Source organism: Pseudoalteromonas sp. SWXJZ10B, from assembly GCF_015864475.1.
GTDB classification, from domain to species: domain Bacteria; phylum Pseudomonadota; class Gammaproteobacteria; order Enterobacterales; family Alteromonadaceae; genus Pseudoalteromonas; species Pseudoalteromonas arctica.
Window position 1 is genome coordinate 36,368 of the sequence record NZ_JADYXD010000024.1, and the last position, 20,454, is coordinate 56,821.

Below are 20,454 nucleotides of genomic sequence, written 5' to 3' on the forward strand. Positions count from 1 at the left end.
CTATTCAATATCGCCAGGTACTAGCGGCACAAATCTAACGGGAGCAATAACATGCTCTTTATAATTATCGCCTTTGCGGATAACCATTATTAATTTTTGATCACTCTCACCAATTGGGGCTAATAACACGCCGCCATCGGCTAACTGATCAAGTAAGTCTTGCGGTACTTTAGAGGCCGCAGCAGTCACTATAATACCATCAAACGGTGCTTGTGATTGCCAGCCTTGCCAACCATCGCCATGCTTCATGGTTACATTATATAAATCGAGTTGCTGCAACCTGCGTTTTGCCTGCCACTGAAGTGTTTTAATACGCTCTACCGAGTAAACCTTAGTAAACGTTTTAGCTAATATTGCAGTTTGATAGCCAGAGCCAGTGCCAATTTCTAATACTTTATCGCGTACACCAGCTAAGCGGAGCAACTCTGTCATGCGCGCTACTATATAAGGCTGAGAAATAGTTTGCCCTTGCCCAATAGGTAACGCTGTATTTTCATAGGCTTTATGTTTTAGCACATCATCTATAAAAATATGGCGAGGAATGTCAGCTATAGCACTGAGTACTTGTGTATCTTCAACGCCTTCACGCTTTAGTAAGTCAGATAACGCTTTTGCACTGCGTGTATAATTAGCGAGCACGATTAATCTCCAAATCGGCTAACCAGTCTCCTACGGCTTTTAAGCTATCTTTTGCTGTCATATCAACACTCAATGGCGTCACCGATGCATAGCCATTGTTAATAGCGTGAAAATCGGTCCCCTCTCCTGCATCGCTTTCAGTCCCTAGCGATCCATACCAATAAATATCACGACCCCAAGGATCGGTTTGTTTGGTCATGGTTTCGGCTTTGTGGCGAGCGCCTAGGCGTGTTACTTGCACCCCTTTTAATTCACTTAATGGAATATCTGGCACATTAATATTTATTATTTGATCTTTTGGCAGCGGGTGCGAAGCCAAGCCTTTAATAATATTTACGGTAACCGCGGCGGCTGTTTCAAAATGCTCGCCCTTATGTGAGCAAAGCGATACCGCAATTGCAGGTAAGCCTAAATGGCGACCTTCAGTTGCAGCGGCAACGGTACCAGAATAAAGCGTATCGTCGCCTAAATTGGCACCATGGTTAATGCCTGCAACAACTAGATCTGGTTTTTCACCAGCTAACTGGTTTACACCTAAATGTACGCAATCAGTAGGCGTGCCATTAACCGACATAAAACCATTTTCGAGCGTTGTAGCTCGCAGCGGGTTCATTAATGTTAAAGAATTACTAGCGCCACTACAGTTGCGGTCAGGTGCAACCAGAGTTACATCAGCAATTTGTATAAGCGCCTGATATAAAACTGCAATGCCTTTAGCATTTACGCCATCGTCGTTACTTAACAGTATCTTCATTTATGCCATTATCCTTTTCTTTGCGCTCTCGTGGGCTTGCATCTGTGTAATCCACCAGCTCACGTAATAATGCGGTTGCAAAACACCCTTTAGGCAAACCAAAACTCAGTTTTAAACTGGTTTCATCTATGGTCTCAACCGTTAAGTTTTGCGGAATTAAACGCAGCATTCTGCGCTCATTTTTAAGACCTAGCTCACCTAAACCATCACACCATGCTTGATATGGTTCGAGCCATACTTTCTCTTGCTCGGTTAAGCCTTTTTCACTTTTACCTACCATAGGTGCCGACATCATAATATCGCCAGTGGCTAGTCGTTCTATGTTTTCGTCGTTAATTGCATCTTCAAAAAATGCGTTACTGCCGCTAAGCATAAATACTTCACGGTGCATTGTTTTAGCTAAACCATGCTCTTTAACACGCAGGCTTACTAACTGATTAAACACATGTGAGCGTGCTGCTGAAATAATGATACCGCGTAACTTTTTATCGCGAATACGCTCACCAGCAAACATTTTTTCTGCCATTACTAAGTTATGACCGCCATGCCCAAAACGTTGTTCGCCAAAGTAATTTGGCACACCTGCACGCACGGCATTAATACGGCATAGAATATCAAGGGGCTTGGTTACATTACGCAGCGTAATAGTAAATTTATTCCCCTTGTGGCAACCCGTACGTAATTTACGGTCGTGGCGCTGTTGCGACACAATAAAAATACTCTCGCTATTTAAATCACTAAAATCGATAGGCTTTTTAATCGGTACTTTTACGCTAAACCACTGCGAGCACACACCGTGGCGATCTTTCATACCTGCGTAGCTTACGTCTCGTGGTGACACACCCGCACGTTGTGCAATTAGCTTTGCAACGTATTGCGTATTTTCGCCTTTTTTAACCACCTGCAAACACACGTGTTCGCCACTGCCGGTAAATTCTATACCTAGGTCTTCATCAACCATAAAATCTTCAGCGGTGGTTTTAAAATCAGCTTTAGAAAGCGGTGCACCGTATAAATAATTTAAATCGCTCATGCGCTTTTTGTACTCGTAAACTCTTTACTCATAATAACCACAGCATGGCTCGAAATACCTTCCCTGCGCCCTTCAAAGCCTAGCTTTTCGGTAGTAGTGGCTTTAACGTTAATTTGCGAAAGGTCACAATTTAAATCGCTGGCTAAATTAGCGCGCATAGCTTGAATGTGTGGCAGCATTTTAGGCGCCTGTGCAACAATAGTTACATCGCCATTGCCAAGTACATAACCTTGCTCTTTAGCTAAGCCAACTACATGGCGAAGTAAAATACGGCTGTCGATATTTTCATACTCGCTTGCCGTATCGGGGAAGTGCTTGCCAATATCGCCCATTGCAAGCGAGCCTAAAATAGCATCGCATAATGCATGAATAGCCACATCGCCATCTGAGTGCGCTAAAAAGCCCTGTGGATAATCAATTTTTTCACCACAAATAGTCAAAGGGCCTTCGCCACCAAATTTATGTACGTCAAAACCATGGCCAATTCGAATCATAATGCACTCTCGTTTTGTTGTTTATGTAGTAAAAACCCAGCCAGGTCTAAATCCTCTGGCGTGGTTATTTTAATATTATCGCTGCGACCCGCTACAAGCTTTACTGGTTTGCCTGCCCATTCAATTGCGCTGGCTTCATCGGTAATAGTTACTCCACTCGCTAATGCGTTTTGAAGTGCACTTTTAAGCTCGTCATATTTAAAAAACTGCGGGGTAAGTGCTTGCCATAAGTCATCGCGAGGTACAGTTTGTTCGCTGTACTCGTGTCCGCGTTTTATGGTGTCTTTTACTTTACTCGCTAAAATACCGCCTTCATCAGCGCGTATACATTCATCAATTAAACGCTCTATATCACTAATATTAACTAATGGGCGCGCAGCATCATGTACTAATACCCACGTAGGCGGGTTAGGTGCTAAAAAAAGTAAGCTATTGAGTACTGAATCTGCTCGCTCTTTTCCACCACTGGCTCGCACAATGCGATTATCAAGCAGTGGGAGTTCGTCAAAATAGGGGTCGCTGTCGCTGAGGGCAACAACAATAGAGCTTAATTGGGGTAATTGAGAAAGTTTAGCTAAGGTATGCTCTAAAATAGTTTTACCAGCTAATTGTATGTATTGCTTAGGCGCATTGTGCTGCATTCTACTGCCAACACCCGCTGCAGGAACAATTGCAGCAATAGTCTGTTTATTTGTCATATTGTTTGCCCGGTAAAACACGAATAAATGTTTCGTCCGGTTTAATCATTCCCAATTCGTTGCGTGCACGCTCTTCAATGCCTTCTTGGCCAAGCTTTAAATCTTCAATATCTGCTTTAAGCACTTTATTTCGTTTAATGAGCTTTTCGTTGGTTTGTTGATGCGATGCAACAGCACCTTTTAGCCGTGTGTAGTCTTGTAAACCATTATGACCAAACCATAATCTGTATTGTACAAACAGTGCTAAGCACAGTAAGCCAACTTGAAAAATACGCATTTAACACTCCTTATTTTAAATTCCAAATACCTTAACTTTCATACGCTAAGGGGCGCTTTAGATTGCGCCAATTAATACTACCCGCTAAAAGCATTTCACGTAGTGATAAAACCCGTGGCATACAACGCTTCGAAAATTGCCACTGGTGCCCACAACATGCCCCCGTTAAACTCACTTTACTTGGCTTTATTAGCTGAGCATTTTGTTGCTCGAGCCCATTACCTAAAAAATCAAACCAACCGAGCTCATTGCAATGCAGCTTATTTTCACCTAACTGATCAATGCTATCTATTCTAAGGCGCACCTGATCGTAACCATGCAATATAACGGGCACTATAAGCCCCACTTTGGCATACGTTTGATAAAAAAGTTCATTAGCGTGAACATTCACATCGGGTGGAGTCGGTTTTTGCTTTTCAAGCCACGTCCCGTTTTGCGCATCCAGCGTAAAAGGCGTGTCGCCATTAGCTACTAACGTTGCCGCTCGCTCAATATAATAAGGTAGGCTTTTTAACTGGCGGCGCAATTTCTCGGCATTAGGCTCTGCAACTAATCGCTGAACCTCACGCTGATAAAACGCATTACACAATTGTGCATACAACACTTTTTGTGCATCAGTTTGCCAAATTTCAACTTGCTGCTGAGCACCAAGTGACTGATTTTTAGCGACCAATAGCTATACTCAAAAATATTCAGGTAAATGTTTTATAACACAGTATTGAGTATTTTTTAAGCGCAGCGCACTATTTAAGCGCTTGGCTTTTCACCTAATTTTGCTTTACCTGATTCTAAAAATTGCACAACCGTATTACGCTTTTTACCGATCAATAAACTGCCATCGGCTAAAAACATAAAGTTTTGCCAATTGCGTTTAAATACATCAAACGTCGTTTCGATAATATTATCGCGCGCCATACAAAAATAAACCGTGGTATTAGCTTCCCAATCTAAAAAAGTTAAGATTGCTTCTGGTGGTTGCGCATCACCATTTTCCCATGCATCTTGCCAATCTACTTCTTGGCTAAAGCTTTTTTCTTGTCCGCACCAATCGGTGTCTTCAAAAAAATCTGGGTGGTCAAACTCACGGCTCACCATGGTTGTCCAAAGTACGGCTGCACGCTCATCGCCCATAGGCTTTATTTTTGCTGCGTCTTCATCAGATACAGGTAAGTCTTTATGACGAAAAACCCATGCTTTTTTGTAATCATCTAGCGAAATATAGTTCATAGTGTTGGCAAATTAGTTAACATTAAAAGTGCAAAGCCAAATTATACAAGAGATCAAAACATGACTACAGCAATAAAACCACTTTCCCTCAAACCAGGTATGTACCAACACTACAAAGGGCCGCAATACAAAGTTATTCACGTTGCCACCCATAGCGAAACCGAGGAACAACTTGTGATTTACCAAGCACTCTATGGTGAATTTGGAATCTGGGCGCGCCCACTTAGTATGTTTTTAGAAACTATTGAAAAAGACGGTGAGGTCATACCGCGTTTTGCCTACCTTGGACCTGCCGTTTAACTATGGCATTATAACAAAATAACTTACTCCTCAGACCAGACAAGGGTACACCGTGCAATTTAATTCTACTGACAATTACATCGCAAGCAGCTCGCTAAAACAGGCAGTAAATGCCGCCATTATGCTCGAAAAACCACTTTTAATTAAAGGCGAACCCGGCACAGGTAAAACCATGCTGGCTGAGGAGTTAGCTAAAAGTTTAGATACAGTACTTATTCAGTGGCACATTAAATCGACTACTAAAGCGCAGCAAGGCTTGTACGAGTACGATGCGGTTTCGCGCCTGCGCGACAGCCAATTAGGTGACGAGCGTGTACACAATATTGGTAACTACATTGTTAAAGGTAAGCTTTGGCAAGCATTTACTCATGCAGAACTACACGGTAAACGCCCAGTACTATTAATTGATGAAATAGATAAAGCCGACATAGAGTTTCCAAACGACTTATTACTTGAGCTTGATAAAATGGAGTTTCATGTTTACGAAACTAATGAGCGCATTGTAGCCAAAGAGCGCCCTATTGTGATCATTACCTCTAATAATGAAAAAGAATTGCCGGATGCATTTTTACGCCGCTGCTTTTTTCACTATATTGATTTTCCTAGCAGCGATGAAATGCAGCAGATTATTGACGTGCACTACCCTAACGTTAAACAAGATTTAGTACGCCAAGCACTCGAAGTGTTTTTTAACCTACGCGATGCAAACGGCCTTAAAAAGAAGCCATCCACTAGCGAATTACTCGACTGGCTTAAACTGCTTATGGCAGAAGACATAGACGCTAAAACACTGCACGACAAAGCTAAAAAAGGCGGATTAATGCCCATGTTTGGCGCACTGCTTAAAAACGAGCAGGACATAAGCCTAATCGAAAAATTAGCCTTTATGAGCCGCCGTTAAGATGTTGATTGCGTTTTTCTTCAAACTGCGTGAATACCGCTTACCTGTAAGCCTGCGCGAGCTACTCGATTTAATAAATGCCTTAAAAAAAGGCGTTATATTTGCCGACGTAGACGCCTTTTACCATTTAGCACGCACCATAATGGTAAAAGACGAAACCCACTTTGACCGATTTGACAAAGCCTTTAGCGACTATTTTAGTGGTATTGCTGACCTCGATTTACTCGAGAGCTTAAAGCAACAGCACAACTTACCTGAAGACTGGCTACGTAAAGAATTCGAAAAAAACCTAAGCGATGAAGAAAAAGCCCAACTTAAAGCTATGGGCGGACTCGACGAGCTTATGAAAACCCTAAAAGAGCGTTTAGAAGAGCAACAAAAACGCCACGCTGGCGGCAATAAATGGGTGGGCACTGGCGGCACATCACCTTTTGGTGCATACGGCTATAACCCAGAAGGTGTGCGTATAGGGCAAGACGGCAACCGTAACCGCCAAGCGGTAAAAGTGTGGGATAAACGAGAATACAAAAACCTCGACACCGACAGAGAAATTAGTTCGCGCACAGTTAAACTCGCCCTTAAAAAGTTACGAAAGTTTGCCCGCACTGGCGCAAGCGACACGCTTGATTTAAACGAGACTATTCGCGCTACTGCAAAACAAGGCGGCATGCTTGATGTAAAAATGGCACCCGAGCGCCATAATGCCGTAAAAGTGTTGATGCTATTTGATATTGGCGGCTCAATGGATGACTACATTCATACCTGCGAAGAGCTATTTAGCGCCGCCCACAGTGAGTTTAAGCACTTAGAGTTTTACTACTTTCATAACTGTTTATACGAGCACGTTTGGCAAGACAATGCGCGGCGCCACTCAAACGTAATAGACACCATGACGCTGATTAATAAATTTACCAGCGACTATAAAGTAATATTTGTTGGCGATGCCACTATGGGCCCTTACGAAATAGCTTATGCGGGCGGCTCGGTAGAACACTACAATGAAGAGCCCGGCAGTGCCTGGTTATCAAGAATCACAAACCACTTTGATAAAGTCGCCTGGCTCAACCCACAACCCGTTGAACACTGGCCATACTATCAATCGATTAGCTTTATAAAAGAGTTAATGAACAATCGCATGTATGCACTGAGCTTAGATGGAATAAGCAGAGCGATAAAAGAACTGAGTTAAATTTATATTTAAAAAGGAGTTTAATATGTCGAATACTTTTTCCACTTCAAAAAATACAACTTTCTATGAGTTACTTGTCAGTATTAAAGTTGGTAATGACGAATTTAAAAATATTCCTTGTAAAATTTATGCTTCCAATGACTATAGCGAAAGGCCTTTTGCTGTAATGAACCTTCTTGAAGTAAATAGTTTTAGTATTGCTGAGCATTTAGAAGGCGAGTATAGCTTTGACCAATTTCAAACTTATAAGATTAAAGCAAAAACAATTGTAAGAGTAAATTCAGATTCATTATTACCTCAAATAAGCGACTTCAAGCACCCAGTAACATTTGAACTGTATGAACTAGAAATCATAAATTTAATAGAACAAAAGATAAAACATGACTACCAAAGTTATATATTTATGATAAGTAATAATACCCACCTTTCCCCTATAGTAATTTCAAATACGAATAATGATGGAAGTGTAAGTATAAAAAAAAGTAAGCTAAAAGAGTTTGTACTTACCGACAAATTTAGAATGATTTTTGACTCAAAGTTTAAATTTATTAATTGTAATAACGGTAATTTACTTAGAAAAAGTTATTTAGTAGCTTTGTCTGATGTTGATTTGAAAGCTAGCAATTTAGAAACAATAAAAAATACTCTACTACAATCACTCGATGAAATATTACTACTTAGCTCTTTCTTCTCTAGGCAAAGAACTATTTGTTACGGTTTGGAAGTAACATCTAAATACCTTCAATTAAAGTATTATCGGGGGAATATTACCAAACCTGATACTGAGAATAGTTTAATGGCTTATTCAGGTATAATACATAACCAAGACTTTGAGGGATTTGTACAGGAAGCATATACTCAGCTCCAAACTTCCGATTCAAAGCAGAACATTATATCGGCATTACATGCCACGTTACCCACAGAATATCCGTCTATTGAAAGTCGATTCCTATATCTTTTCTCTAGCTTTGAAGCTCTTGTAACATCAACTAAAAGTAATTTGAATTTATCTAGAAGTAAATTTCGCCCATTAAAGAAAATACTTACTAACGAAATAGATAAGTTTTTTCCAGAGCAGGATAATCAGAAAAAAATCCACATAAAAAATAAAATACTTGAACTAAATAAAATATCTTTTAATGATGCTTTAACTCAATTTATACAAGAAAACTCTATTTTAATAAATGACCTTTGGCCAATTACACAAAATGAGACTACTCCAGTCGACTATCCCTTATCAAAAATTAGGAATAAATTGGCTCATGGTGAGTCACTACCAATAGAGGCTATACAGCCACTAACTTTAGCCATTGAGCACCTTGAGAAAATACTGCAAAGAACTCTAGTCATACTGTTAAAGTGTGATTTAGAGTTAACAAGTTTGACTAGAGTTAATATTAATATCAGAAATCCCGAGTTTTATTCATTTAATGAAGCAGAGAAAAAACTAACATGTATATGGAAATAGATATTACTTATCTTTGAAATAACGAAATAGTGCCTTTCTTTTTCATTTTATTAGCCCGATCTAAATAATAAGCACTCCAACATAGTAAGTCATTAAATAAACGAACGACTAACTCTGTCATCTAAGTTAGATCCGTGATGGCTTGCCAATTAATTCTACTGCACCATTGTTCCCAATTTTCGATCGCTCTTGCTGATGTATGTAGGATTTTTCTCGAATATTTACTATTTCACTAGGTGAGATAGCAAGGTCGTTGATATCATTTACCGTATGAGAACGTAACGTAGGCTCTCCTTGTGAATGCGTTTTCGCATCATCAAGTGCTGTAGTTAATTCTGAAAATAAATCACGTTTGCTCATTACATCATCTCCTAAAACTCTTTATATTGCTTTTTTGTTCTTCTGTAAATGGTGAACGCATACAACTCAAAGCGCTTTACTCATAAACAAGCTGTACGGGTCTAGCTCATAATCACCAAACGGTTCGCATTTTTTAAAACCAAATTGAGCATAAAGCTTTTGTGCGGGTAAAAATGCCTCTGCGGTGCCGGTTTCTAGACTTAGCTTTTTATAACCACGCAGTGTGAATTGCTCAATTATATGGGTGAGCAATTTAGCTGCTATGCCTTGGCGTAAATAGCGGCTTGATGTGCGCATTGACTTAATTTCGCCATGCGTTGTATTTAGTGCTTTTAAAGCACCAACACCCGCTAAATTATTATCAATCCATAAGCTATAAAAGGTTATATTGGGCTGAGTAAGTTTAGTTACATCCAGTGCATGTACGCTCTCCGCAGGTGAGTGTTTTAGCATATCGTTATGATGCCCTTGTAGTAGCTTTATAACGTGTGGGTTTGAAAGTTCACCTGTTCTAATATCCATTTATACCTCGTTTAATCCTAGAATTTAATGCTTGAGGGCTTTAGGGCTTTAATTAAAACCCTAAAGTAAGGGGTTATATTTAGGCTGCTAGCTCCCACACTATAAACGCTACTGCAAAACCTACTAAATACACTAGTCCTAACCACGTTAAGCTACGTAATAACACGCTGTGTTTTATTGCTAAATCAAACTAGACATCCACCTTAATTAAACAAACAAAGCTATCTCAATTAAGATAGGTGTTGTCTTAATTTTTTTACCTCGCGAGTAGTAAAAAAAAAACCAAAAACGCGGCTTAAAGCCGCGCCTACAAATATAACCCCAATCCTGTAGGCGCGAGTTTACCTCGCGAACATGCTTAATAAAACATACTTAACAACAAAATTTAGGGTGGGTGTTTTGTTGGTGTCTTGTTTATTTTTGTTTTATGAGCGACCTGATAAAAAGCGGATCGTTACCCAAATCAGAGGGCGAGTATTTTTTTGTTCGCACTACTGAATAACTTATTTACACGTGGTTTTCAATTGTGAGTAAGGGTAATCTTTACCAAATTGAACTTTTGATTAAAACCGTTATAATTCACGCACTTTTGATTAAAGCTGTTGTAATTCATCCATTATGAAAAATATTTTTATTGTTATTTCACTCATTTTAGCCGTTTTTTTTGGCTACAACTATTTCACTTCCAACTCGACAAAAGTTGTATTAGATAGCGCATCCGAAACTTCAACACAAAAACTTGCTAACAATTGGGATGATATCACTCTTCCAAAAGAGATTGAAAATCATTCAAATATTGAAGCTTGTGATACAACAGAGGCAAACATTTGTTTTGGCTCAGGAAGTATATTTTACAAAGAAACCAAAGATGTGACTGTAGCAAGCTTAGTATCAACTGCAGAAACATCGCGTTACGGTGTCCAGGTTAAAAAAACAGGTGAGCTGTTTGTGTTTTCTATAGAGAATGACATTTCTGACGACGAACTGGATTTTGGTAATATTGCTTGTTACAAATATGAGGGTAGTGAAGAAGGCTTTACCGAAACGCGTGAATTAAAATTAGATATTTACGGTACAAAAGTAACAGGGACAAAGTTAGGTTACTCCCAATCAGTTGAATACAGCGTTGGGTATGAAGGTATTGTTGAAGGAGTACTAAACAGCCTTGGAGGAAATACTGTAAATGCTATCACTACACTTACTATTGCAGATGGAGCGGAGATCCGCCAAGAAGAAATATACATTTTAGGTGAAAACTCAATGACTGAAATGCGATATCGTTTAGTCGATGATTTTAAAAATAGTATTTTACGTATCGATAAGAGTATAAAAAAATCCGCAGAAGGTCAGATTTTCCCTATTGAGTATAAATATAACAAAGTAGAGTGCCCGTTATAGGGCTTCGATCTTTAATTAGGCTGCCAACTTCCAAATTATAAAAGCTAAAGCAAAACCAACCAAGTACACTAAGCCTAACCAAGTTAAACTACGTAATAGCACGCTGTGCTTAATAGCTGGCTCTGAGCGTACAAGACTAAAGTTAAGCCATGCAAAAATAGGCGTTGTAACAAATGAAAGCGTCATCGCAAAGGTAAGCATGGGGCCAAGGGCTGATTTAAAAAATAAAATAACGGCCATACCGGCAAGTGCTTGTAGTATTAACCAAATATTTAGACTGTGTTTTGATTGCTTAAAGCCAAGTAGTTTATGAGATTCGTTAAGCGTACGGGCGTAGCCATCTAGCACGGTGAGTGTAGTGCCAAACATACATAAAAAGGCGATTGCTGATACAAGCGGCCTTGCCCACTCGCCTATTGTTAATGCGTACATATCAATAAGCTGCTTGGCAAACGCGACACCGCCGAGTTCTATACTACTGGTTTGCCCGTACTGCACTAATACACCTAAGCTAAAAAATACCAAGGCTAAGCCAGCTGTAAGCCAGTAACCTACGTTAAAATCGAACAAGCCTTGGCTTTTAGAAACTGTTTGCTGCGCTTGTTTTTCTTTTAGCCATAAAGAACTTAATGCAGATATTTCGATAGGGGCTGGCATCCAGCCCATTAAAGCCACCATAAAGCTAAGCATGGCAAGTTCATACGGTGAAGGTCCCACATAATCAGCAGGTGCCATTGGGCCGTTACTAAATGCAATGGCAAGGGCAATCAAAGTAGCGAGCGTAAGCAGCCCCATAATGCCTTTGGCAACGTTATCAAGCGCTTTAAAGTGCCCAAGTAGTAATATAACTAAACATACCCCCAGCAGCATCCAGCAAAGTAAGGTTACTTCAATAACAATAGGTAGAGCGTAATGCAGTAAGCTTGCGGTAAGCAGTAATACGCCGGCGGTATTAACAACGGCGGCTACAATGTTTAAACCAATAAAGCTGTAAAAATAAAATGGACCTTTGCTTTTGTAACCCTCCACCAAGCTATTTTTAGTGGCGAGTGTGTACTCCATACCAAAGCGAAAAAACGGATACTTTAAAACATTAACAACAAGTATTAGCCAAAATAATTGCCAGCCAAATATTGCTCCAGCTTGTGTAGAGGCAACTAAGTGAGAACCACCAATAGCGGCCGTTGCCATTAAGATCCCAGGTCCAAGCGCACCTATTTTAGATTTCCATACTGCTTTTGTTTTCTGCATTAATTTCTCAAAATATGTGTGTTGTGTGTTCTTTTTATTAACTTTTATAATTAATAAACTGCAAGAACGCATAACTTACCTAAATTACAGGCAATAAAAAAGAGCCATGCGGCTCTTTTTTACAATACTTTGTGACTAATTCTTATTTAAGATCCATCTCTTGGATGATCTCGTGTGCGATTTCAGGTGTCGTGCTTACAGGCTTTTCGTGTAAGTTAGCTTTTATTTGCCCTTTTCGATGTTTTAGTGCCGCATCGAGTTTTTTAGCTGCGCTTGCAATGGCAGGGTACATAACTTCGTTTTCCCCTTTTACCGATATGCGCGTGCCTTCGTAATTTGTGCTAATTTCAGCTTGGATCTTATGATGCTCTTTAGACAAAATAATATCGAGCGCAATAAGCGATGGGAAATGGCTCTCGATTTTTGAAAATTTTTCGTTGATGTGCTCTCTAATAGAGTCAGTAACTTCAACATGGTGACCAGAAAGATTAATTTTCATAGGGTATCCTTTTATTTGTTACCTACAATTAGTATTGGGGGCTATTTAGATTAACACAAGGAAAAAAGAGAGATATTTGAGGATTATTTACGGCTTTTGGTGATTTAAATCATGTGTTGCGCAAAGTTTATGCAAAGCCCACATTGCATGGGCTTTCAGACGTCTACTTAACTTAAGCTCTGATTGATTAATCTGTGTACGAACAACAGTAGTCAGCAAAATCAGATACTTTTACTTTAAAGCTTACATTTGCATCAACATTAAACGATTCACCCGCGTTAAATGTTTTCCACTCACTTGCACCTGGTAATAAAATATCCCATTGGCCAGCTAAAAGCTCCATGCACTCTTTTTGGTTTGTATCAAAAACAAACTCACCTGGTTGCATAAAGCCTAACGTTTTTGCTTCGCCATCGCCTAAAATAACGGTACGGCTCGACACTTTTCCGTCAAAATATACATTGGCTTTTTTTACTACACTCACGTTATCGAACTTTGGCATTTTTAGCTCCTGCTATTAATTTAAGATTTTTATTTATAAATTTTATCGCACTACCTTGCCTGATAGCTTACTTTCTTGCAAGGAAAGCTGCATTGATCAAGGTGAAGTTGCTTCATGTAAGGGCATAAAAAAACCCGCAACATGTGCGGGTTTTTCAATTACTTACTTTATTTAATCAAAGCGATTAAAAAAGCTCGTTTGCTTTGCTTACAATGTTTGCCACTGTAAAACCAAAGTGCTCAAACAGCTCGCCTGCAGGTGCTGACTCACCAAAGGTAGTCATACCTACTACTGCGCCGTTTAGGCCTACGTACTTGTACCAGTAGTCAGCAATACCAGCTTCTACTGCTACGCGGCGTGAAACAGATGCCGGTAATACGCTTTCTTTATATGCTGCGCTTTGATCTTCAAAGGCATCAGTACATGGCATAGATACAACACGTACCTTTTTACCTTGGCTGCGTAGCTCGCTTGCTGAATCTTGTGCTAGTTGCACTTCAGAGCCCGTCGCAATAAAGATAATCTCTGGATTGCCGTCACAGCTAAGGATGTAACCACCCTTTTTAACATCTGCTAATTGCTGTGCGTCACGTGCTTGTTGCTCAAGACCTTGGCGAGTAAAGATTAACGATGTAGGACCATCTTTACGCTCAATAGCTTGTTGCCATGCAATTGCCGACTCTACTTGGTCACATGGACGCCAGTTGTATAAGTTAGGCGTTAAACGCATGCTTGCAATTTGCTCTACTGGTTGGTGAGTTGGACCATCTTCACCTAGACCAATTGAATCGTGCGTGTATACAAAAATGCTTGGTTGCTTCATTAATGCAGCCATACGTACAGCATTTTTTGCATATTCAACAAACATTAAGAACGTAGCACCGTAAGGAATAAAGCCTTTATGAAGCGCAATACCATTCATAATTGCCGACATACCAAACTCACGTACACCGTAGTAAATGTAGTTACCGCTTGCATCATCGCGTGTTAAACCTTTAGAGCCATCCCAAATTGTTAAGTTTGAGCCAGCTAAATCGGCTGAGCCACCCATAAATTCGGGTAATAACGGACCAAACGCATTTAATGCATTTTGCGATGCTTTACGAGACGCTGGGTTTGCTGGGTTTGCTTGTAATTGCTCAATATACGCTTGAGATTTTTCAGCCCAATCGCCAGGAAGTTCGTTGTTAATACGACGCTTGTATTCAGCTGCAAGCTCTGGGTATGCTTTTGCGTATGCTGCAAATTTTTCGTCCCAGCTTGATTCAAGCTGTTGACCTTTTTCTTTGCTATCCCATTGTGCGTAAATATCATCAGGAATTTCGAACGCATCGCCAGTCCAACCTAAAAATTCGCGAGACGCTTTAATTTCGTCATCACCTAGTGGAGCACCATGACAATCGTGGCTACCTGATTTGTTAGGTGAACCATAACCAATAATTGTTTTACAACAAATTAGTGATGGCTTGTCGGTTACACTTTTAGCCTCTGCAATTGCAGCACTTACAGCATCGCTGTCGTGGCCATCAACACCACTAATCACATGCCAACCGTACGCTTTAAAGCGCGCTGGTGTATCATCGGTAAACCAACCTTCTACTTCACCATCGATTGAAATGCCGTTGTCATCCCAAAACGCAACAAGTTTACCAAGGCCTAATGTGCCTGCAAGTGAACCTGCTTCATGTGAAATACCTTCCATAAGGCAACCGTCGCCCATAAATGCATAGGTAAAGTGATCAACAATATCGTGACCTTCACGGTTAAACTGTGCAGCTAGCGCTTTTTCAGCAATTGCCATACCTACGGCATTTGTGATCCCTTGACCTAAAGGACCCGTAGTAGTTTCGATTCCTGGTGCATAGCCATACTCAGGGTGACCTGGTGTTTTAGAATGCATTTGACGGAAGTTTTTAATTTCGTCTAGCGGTAAGTCGTAACCACTTAGGTGCAATAGAGAATATATAAGCATTGAACCGTGGCCGTTTGAAAGAATAAATCTGTCACGGTCAGCCCACTCTGGATTCGTTGGGTTATGTTTTAGATAATCGCGCCATAGTACTTCTGCGATATCAGCCATGCCCATAGGGGCTCCAGGGTGACCAGATTTGGCCTTTTGTACTGCGTCCATTGACAAGACGCGAATAGCATTTGCAAGTTCTTTGCGAGATGGCATGAATTCTCCTACCTTTATTTGTATTTGCGCGGGTATTTATGTAATCGTTTATGCTCATAAGTCACTTAAGAGCTTTTATGGCACCATTCTTACTTATTGTGGGGGCGGTGTGCAATTAAAAACCCCATAAAAATGAGGCATTATGAATATTTTTTAAGACCAAAAAGTTATTATACATTTTATTTAGACGTCTAGGCGTAAAAACACTATGCAAGATGTTTTGTTTTCGATAAAATACGCCCCTTAATTTTTTAGCGCTAATACCGACGTTTGTGAAGCGCAATATTTGTGAGCAGAATTACAATGGCAAAACATTTATTTACTTCTGAATCAGTTTCTGAAGGTCATCCGGATAAAATCGCCGATCAAATCTCTGATGCGGTACTTGATGCTATCCTAGAGCAAGACTCTCATGCCCGTGTTGCATGCGAAACTTACGTAAAAACCGGTATGGTTATGGTTGGTGGTGAAATCACTACTAGCGCATGGGTTGATATCGAAGAAATTACACGTAAAACAATTCGTGACATTGGCTACACAAATTCAGACATGGGCTTTGATGCCGATTCATGTGCAATTTTAAACACTATTGGTAAACAGTCTCCAGACATTAACCAAGGTGTTGACCGTACTAGCCCAGAAGAGCAAGGCGCTGGCGACCAAGGCTTAATGTTTGGTTACGCATGTAACGAAACAGAAGTACTAATGCCTGCTCCAATTACTTACTCACACCGTTTAGTTCAGCGCCAAGCGCAAGTACGCAAAAGCGGCGAGCTTAACTGGTTACGTCCAGATGCAAAATCTCAAGTGACTTTTGCATACGAAAACGGTAAGCCAGTAGGTATTGATGCTGTTGTACTTTCTACTCAGCACAGCGAAGACATTTCGCAAAAAGATTTAGTAGAAGCGGTGATGGAAACAATCATCAAGCCGGTACTTCCTGCAGAACTTATTACAAGTGCAACTAAGTTTTTCATTAACCCAACAGGTCGCTTTGTAATTGGCGGACCAATGGGTGACTGTGGTTTAACTGGTCGTAAAATTATTGTAGATACATACGGTGGTATGGCTCGTCACGGTGGTGGTGCTTTCTCTGGTAAAGATCCATCAAAAGTTGACCGTTCAGCAGCATACGCTGCACGTTACGTTGCTAAAAACATTGTTGCTGCTGGTCTTGCTGACAAGTGTGAGCTACAAGTTTCTTACGCAATTGGTGTTGCAGAGCCTACTTCTATCAGCGTTGAAACGTTTGGTACAAGCAAGCTAGAAGAAAGCCGTTTAATCGAGCTTATTCGTGAACATTTTGACCTGCGCCCTTACGGCTTAATTCAAATGCTTGATTTAGAGCGCCCTATCTACCTTCCTACAGCGGCTTACGGCCACTTTGGTCGTGACGAATTCCCTTGGGAACGTACAGATAAAGCAGACGCACTTCGCGCAGCTGCTGGCCTTTAAGTCAAAATTGTTGTAGTAAATTAAAAACGGCCCTTTTAAGGGCCGTTTTTGCATCTAAAACTTATTCGCTATATTGTTTGTAGAGCGTCTACAAAATAACTATTAAATCGACCTCGAATTCTTTTGTACTTTAGGTATATACTCATTTCATTATAAAAGCTTTAGGGACAGTTAAATGGCCGATAACTTTCGCGTTATATTTGCAGGACTTGCCGATAACGTTGACATAAAAATAGCATGTACAAATTTAGCTGCAAAATTAAAAACATCAGATGAAAAAGTAGCTCTTTTTTTTAAAGGTAAGCCACTGTTTGCACCAAGCGATAAAGACAAAGCGTTAAAACAGGCTAAGTTACTAGCAGGCTTAGGCATTAAAAGTAAGCTTCAAGCTGTTTCAAACATCATTCAAAATGGCTCAAACCCTGCTGCAAATAACAACCAACGTGACGAACGTATTTTTGATGCACTCGATTACATCACTAGCAGCTTAATTCGCCTTGAAGAAAAGCTAGACGAGTTAGAGCAACGACTTCCTGAAGCTCAATTAAAAGCACCAGACGAAAGTATTGACGAATGGCAAGGTGACGATCTAATGCTAGATGATGATTTAGCGCCTCCTAAAAAACGCAGTAACTTACTTTTATATTCATTGATTGCAACTGCCACAATTTTGCTAGTCGTACTGGCTGTTTTTTTAATTTTTCCCGATTTATTCTCTTTTTAAGAATGGCTAATTAATTTAATGAGTAATAAACGCGCAAAAATAAGAGCAGAAATTCGTAATACCCGTAAAAACTTGTCAAATAATCAGCAAATAATTGCTGCGCAATCGCTAAAAATGAATTTTATTCAACATTTAAAAAGCGAAAAAACAACGAATTCAAAGCATATTGCCATTTACTTAAGTAACGATGGGGAACTAGACACTTCATTGTTAATTAAAGAATTATGGAGTTTAAACCATGCCGTTTACCTACCTATAATACACCCATTCAATGGCGCTAATTTACTATTTCAGCGCTATGAGAAAAACTCACCCATGAGAGCAAATCGCTATGGTATCTTGGAGCCTAAGCTGAACTGCTCTCAAATATGCCCATTACCAGTGCTTGATTACCTCCTTATGCCATTAGTTGCATTTGATAAACAAGGTAATCGCCTAGGAATGGGAGGTGGGTTTTACGACCGGACATTGGCACGTTTACACGAACAAAATTGGCAAAAACCACAACTAATTGGCCTTGCACATGAATGCCAAAAAGTTGAGGCTCTACCAATCGAGTCGTGGGATGTACCACTTAAAACCATTATCACCCCAGATAAAACATACTGTTGGTAACAATTAAATTTGATTACTAACCGCATATTTCTGACATACATGAGCACAAAGCAATGACACAAGACGAATTAAAAAAAGCAGCTGCTTGGGCAGCACTCGAGTTTGTAAAAGAAAACACTATTGTAGGTGTGGGTACAGGCTCTACTGTTAATCACTTTATTGATGCCCTTGGCTCAGTAAAGGACACTATTGTAGGCGCTGTATCAAGCTCAGAAGCCTCAACCGCGCGCTTACAAGCGTTAGGTATTGAAGTATTTGAGCTTAATAACGTTGCTGCTTTAGATGTATACGTTGACGGCGCTGACGAAATAAACGCCCAAAACGAAATGATTAAAGGTGGCGGTGCAGCCCTCACTCGCGAAAAAATAGTAGCCGCTGTAGCTAAACAATTTGTGTGCATTGTAGATGACACCAAATTAGTAAAAACATTAGGCGACTTCCCGCTTCCGGTAGAAGTTATTCCAATGGCTCGCAGCTACGTTGCACGAGAATTATTAAAGCTTGGTGGTGACCCCGTTTATCGCCAAGGCGTAGTTACCGATAACGGTAACGTTATATTAGATGTATTTAACTTAAAAATTACCAATGCTAAACAACTTGAAGCACAAATAAATTCAATTGTTGGCGTAGTTACCAACGGCCTATTTGCAATGCGTGGTGCTGATAAAGTGATTATCGGTACTAAAAATGGGCCACAAATTAAATAGGATGAGGTTATGAGTAAGGTATCGTTAGCAAAAGACAAAATTAAAATTCTCTTGCTTGAAGGTGTTCACCAAAGCGCTGTTGAAACGCTAAAACGTAACGGTTACAGCAATATCGACTACGTTAAAACATCCTTACCTGAGGACGAATTAAAAGAGCGCATTAAAGATGTTCACTTTGTAGGACTTCGTTCTCGTACTCATATTAACCAAGCCGTATTAGACTCAGCTGACAAGCTAGTTGCTGTTGGGTGTTTTTGTATTGGTACAAACCAAGTTGATTTAGATGCAGCACGCGAACGCGGTATTGCTGTATTTAACGCACCATTTTCTAATACTCGTTCAGTTGCTGAACTTGTACTTGGTGAAATCCTACTTTTATTACGCGGTATTCCAGAGCGTAATGCAGCGGCTCATCGTGGTGGCTGGTTAAAAACAGCAAATGGTTCGTTTGAAGCACGTGGTAAAACTTTAGGTATTATTGGCTACGGTCACATTGGTACTCAGCTAGGTATTATGGCTGAAAACATCGGTATGAACGTTGAATATTACGATATCGAAGATAAGTTATCACTGGGTAATGCAAAGCAAGTGCATAACCTAACTCAGCTGTTACAACGCTCTGATATTATTAGCTTACACGTACCAGAAACACCGCAAACTAAAAACCTTATTGGCAGTGCTGAGCTTGCTGTTATGAAGCAGGGATCTATTTTGATCAATGCTTCACGCGGAACTGTTGTTGATATTGATGCACTTGCAGAAGCACTAACAGAGAAAAAACTAAGTGGTGCAGCAATCGATGTGTTCCCTACTGAGCCAAAATCTAACGATGAAGAATTTGTATCGCCACTGCGTCAATTCGACAATGTTATTTTAACGCCGCACATTGGTGGCTCAACACAAGAAGCACAAGAAAACATTGGTATTGAAGTAGCGGGTAAACTGGCTAAATATTCAGATAATGGCTCAACTATTACCGCGGTTAACTTCCCTGAAGTATCGCTGCCTGAGCTTGCTAATCGTAGCCGTTTATTACACGTGCACCACAACCGCCCTGGTGTACTAACGCAAATTAACCAAGCGTTTGCACAGCACGGTATTAACATTGCTGCGCAATACCTACAAACAGACGCATCTATTGGTTATGTAGTTATTGATGTAGATACAGATCAATCTGAAGTAGCACTTAAAGAACTAAGCGCTGTTGAGGGTACAATTAGAGCACGTATTCTGCATTAGTAATTTAATCAGCTATTCTAATATCA

Annotated in this window: 24 protein-coding genes; 10 read left to right on the top strand and 14 right to left on the bottom strand. The window is 40.2% G+C overall.

Annotated elements, in window-relative coordinates; all coding sequences use genetic code 11:
• The 8 genes from I6F54_RS16995 to I6F54_RS17030 all read right to left on the bottom strand — a co-directional run bounded on the left by I6F54_RS16995 (window position 1) and on the right by I6F54_RS17030 (window position 5,122).
• Complete coding sequence (locus I6F54_RS16995; protein WP_165728451.1) at window positions 1-639, bottom strand: protein-L-isoaspartate(D-aspartate) O-methyltransferase; 639 nt, start codon at window positions 637-639, stop codon at window positions 1-3.
• Entirely contained in the window at window positions 629-1,393 is a 765-nt protein-coding gene (gene surE / locus I6F54_RS17000) for a 5'/3'-nucleotidase SurE (RefSeq protein WP_197119073.1), read from the bottom strand. The genes I6F54_RS16995 and surE overlap by 11 nt, the downstream gene beginning before the upstream one ends.
• Window positions 1,374-2,426, bottom strand: a complete 1,053-nt coding sequence (truD, locus tag I6F54_RS17005) for a tRNA pseudouridine(13) synthase TruD (RefSeq protein ID WP_165728449.1) — start codon at window positions 2,424-2,426, stop codon at window positions 1,374-1,376. The genes surE and truD overlap by 20 nt, the downstream gene beginning before the upstream one ends.
• Complete coding sequence (gene ispF / locus I6F54_RS17010; protein WP_197142421.1) at window positions 2,423-2,920, bottom strand: 2-C-methyl-D-erythritol 2,4-cyclodiphosphate synthase; 498 nt, start codon at window positions 2,918-2,920, stop codon at window positions 2,423-2,425. Before ispF ends, truD begins: the two co-directional genes overlap by 4 nt.
• Entirely contained in the window at window positions 2,917-3,618 is a 702-nt protein-coding gene (gene ispD / locus I6F54_RS17015) for a 2-C-methyl-D-erythritol 4-phosphate cytidylyltransferase (RefSeq protein ID WP_197142423.1), read from the bottom strand. Before ispD ends, ispF begins: the two co-directional genes overlap by 4 nt.
• Window positions 3,608-3,895: a cell division protein FtsB gene (gene ftsB / locus I6F54_RS17020; RefSeq protein ID WP_165728446.1), complete on the bottom strand. Its 288-nt coding sequence runs from the start codon at window positions 3,893-3,895 to the stop codon at window positions 3,608-3,610. Before ftsB ends, ispD begins: the two co-directional genes overlap by 11 nt.
• A gap of 31 nt (window positions 3,896-3,926) precedes the next feature.
• The gene (locus I6F54_RS17025; protein ID WP_197119069.1) at window positions 3,927-4,568 is read right to left on the bottom strand and encodes a hypothetical protein; all 642 of its coding nucleotides are present in this window, start codon (window positions 4,566-4,568) and stop codon (window positions 3,927-3,929) included.
• A 74-nt stretch (window positions 4,569-4,642) separates the two neighbouring features.
• On the bottom strand, window positions 4,643-5,122 hold the full coding sequence (locus I6F54_RS17030) for a DUF2947 domain-containing protein (RefSeq protein ID WP_165740820.1): 480 nt from the start codon (window positions 5,120-5,122) through the stop codon (window positions 4,643-4,645).
• 60 nt (window positions 5,123-5,182) lie between these two features.
• On the opposite strand from I6F54_RS17030, the gene I6F54_RS17035 reads away from it, so the two are divergent.
• From I6F54_RS17035 to I6F54_RS17050, 4 genes are read left to right on the top strand one after another with little or no spacing between them, the layout of a single operon-like run.
• Window positions 5,183-5,422: a DUF1653 domain-containing protein gene (locus I6F54_RS17035; RefSeq protein ID WP_165728443.1), complete on the top strand. Its 240-nt coding sequence runs from the start codon at window positions 5,183-5,185 to the stop codon at window positions 5,420-5,422.
• 52 nt (window positions 5,423-5,474) lie between these two features.
• Window positions 5,475-6,323: an AAA family ATPase gene (locus tag I6F54_RS17040; RefSeq protein WP_165740821.1), complete on the top strand. Its 849-nt coding sequence runs from the start codon at window positions 5,475-5,477 to the stop codon at window positions 6,321-6,323.
• A gap of 1 nt (window position 6,324) precedes the next feature.
• Entirely contained in the window at window positions 6,325-7,512 is a 1,188-nt protein-coding gene (locus tag I6F54_RS17045) for a vWA domain-containing protein (protein ID WP_197142425.1), read from the top strand.
• A gap of 25 nt (window positions 7,513-7,537) precedes the next feature.
• Window positions 7,538-8,980, top strand: a complete 1,443-nt coding sequence (locus tag I6F54_RS17050; RefSeq protein WP_197142427.1) for a hypothetical protein — start codon at window positions 7,538-7,540, stop codon at window positions 8,978-8,980.
• Window positions 8,981-9,106: 126 nt separating this feature from the next.
• Here I6F54_RS17050 and I6F54_RS17055 read toward each other — a convergent pair whose 3' ends face one another.
• Both I6F54_RS17055 and I6F54_RS17060 read right to left on the bottom strand, forming a co-directional pair.
• Window positions 9,107-9,340 carry a hypothetical protein gene (locus I6F54_RS17055; RefSeq protein WP_231611874.1) on the bottom strand — a complete coding sequence of 78 codons (234 nt, stop codon included), beginning with the start codon at window positions 9,338-9,340 and terminating at the stop codon, window positions 9,107-9,109.
• A 66-nt stretch (window positions 9,341-9,406) separates the two neighbouring features.
• Window positions 9,407-9,862 (bottom strand): GNAT family N-acetyltransferase, encoded by a 456-nt coding sequence (locus I6F54_RS17060; protein ID WP_166377786.1) that lies wholly within the window; start codon window positions 9,860-9,862, stop codon window positions 9,407-9,409.
• 618 nt (window positions 9,863-10,480) lie between these two features.
• On the opposite strand from I6F54_RS17060, the gene I6F54_RS17065 reads away from it, so the two are divergent.
• Complete coding sequence (locus tag I6F54_RS17065) at window positions 10,481-11,260, top strand: hypothetical protein (protein ID WP_197142429.1); 780 nt, start codon at window positions 10,481-10,483, stop codon at window positions 11,258-11,260.
• Between the two features lie 15 nt (window positions 11,261-11,275).
• On the opposite strand, the gene I6F54_RS17070 is transcribed toward I6F54_RS17065, so the two are convergent.
• The 4 genes from I6F54_RS17070 to tkt all read right to left on the bottom strand — a co-directional run bounded on the left by I6F54_RS17070 (window position 11,276) and on the right by tkt (window position 15,688).
• Entirely contained in the window at window positions 11,276-12,511 is a 1,236-nt protein-coding gene (locus tag I6F54_RS17070) for an NRAMP family divalent metal transporter (RefSeq protein ID WP_197142431.1), read from the bottom strand.
• A 142-nt stretch (window positions 12,512-12,653) separates the two neighbouring features.
• Window positions 12,654-13,010 (bottom strand): ribosome hibernation-promoting factor, HPF/YfiA family, encoded by a 357-nt coding sequence (hpf, locus tag I6F54_RS17075; RefSeq protein WP_007376058.1) that lies wholly within the window; start codon window positions 13,008-13,010, stop codon window positions 12,654-12,656.
• Window positions 13,011-13,197: 187 nt separating this feature from the next.
• Window positions 13,198-13,512, bottom strand: a complete 315-nt coding sequence (ppnP, locus tag I6F54_RS17080) for a pyrimidine/purine nucleoside phosphorylase (protein ID WP_002958974.1) — start codon at window positions 13,510-13,512, stop codon at window positions 13,198-13,200.
• Window positions 13,513-13,696: 184 nt separating this feature from the next.
• A complete protein-coding gene (gene tkt / locus I6F54_RS17085; protein ID WP_165728435.1) occupies window positions 13,697-15,688 on the bottom strand; it encodes a transketolase in 1,992 nt (663 codons plus the stop codon).
• 303 nt (window positions 15,689-15,991) lie between these two features.
• Between tkt and metK the strand changes: the two genes are divergently transcribed.
• From metK to serA, 5 genes are all read left to right on the top strand, one after another.
• Entirely contained in the window at window positions 15,992-17,143 is a 1,152-nt protein-coding gene (gene metK / locus I6F54_RS17090) for a methionine adenosyltransferase (protein WP_007584761.1), read from the top strand.
• A 175-nt stretch (window positions 17,144-17,318) separates the two neighbouring features.
• Window positions 17,319-17,867, top strand: a complete 549-nt coding sequence (locus tag I6F54_RS17095) for a hypothetical protein (RefSeq protein WP_197142433.1) — start codon at window positions 17,319-17,321, stop codon at window positions 17,865-17,867.
• 18 nt (window positions 17,868-17,885) lie between these two features.
• Window positions 17,886-18,482 (top strand): 5-formyltetrahydrofolate cyclo-ligase, encoded by a 597-nt coding sequence (locus I6F54_RS17100; protein WP_197142435.1) that lies wholly within the window; start codon window positions 17,886-17,888, stop codon window positions 18,480-18,482.
• Between the two features lie 53 nt (window positions 18,483-18,535).
• The gene (gene rpiA / locus I6F54_RS17105) at window positions 18,536-19,189 is read left to right on the top strand and encodes a ribose-5-phosphate isomerase RpiA (RefSeq protein ID WP_007584757.1); all 654 of its coding nucleotides are present in this window, start codon (window positions 18,536-18,538) and stop codon (window positions 19,187-19,189) included.
• A gap of 9 nt (window positions 19,190-19,198) precedes the next feature.
• A complete protein-coding gene (gene serA, locus I6F54_RS17110) occupies window positions 19,199-20,428 on the top strand; it encodes a phosphoglycerate dehydrogenase (protein ID WP_024594074.1) in 1,230 nt (409 codons plus the stop codon).
• Window positions 20,429-20,454: the final 26 nt, after the last annotated feature.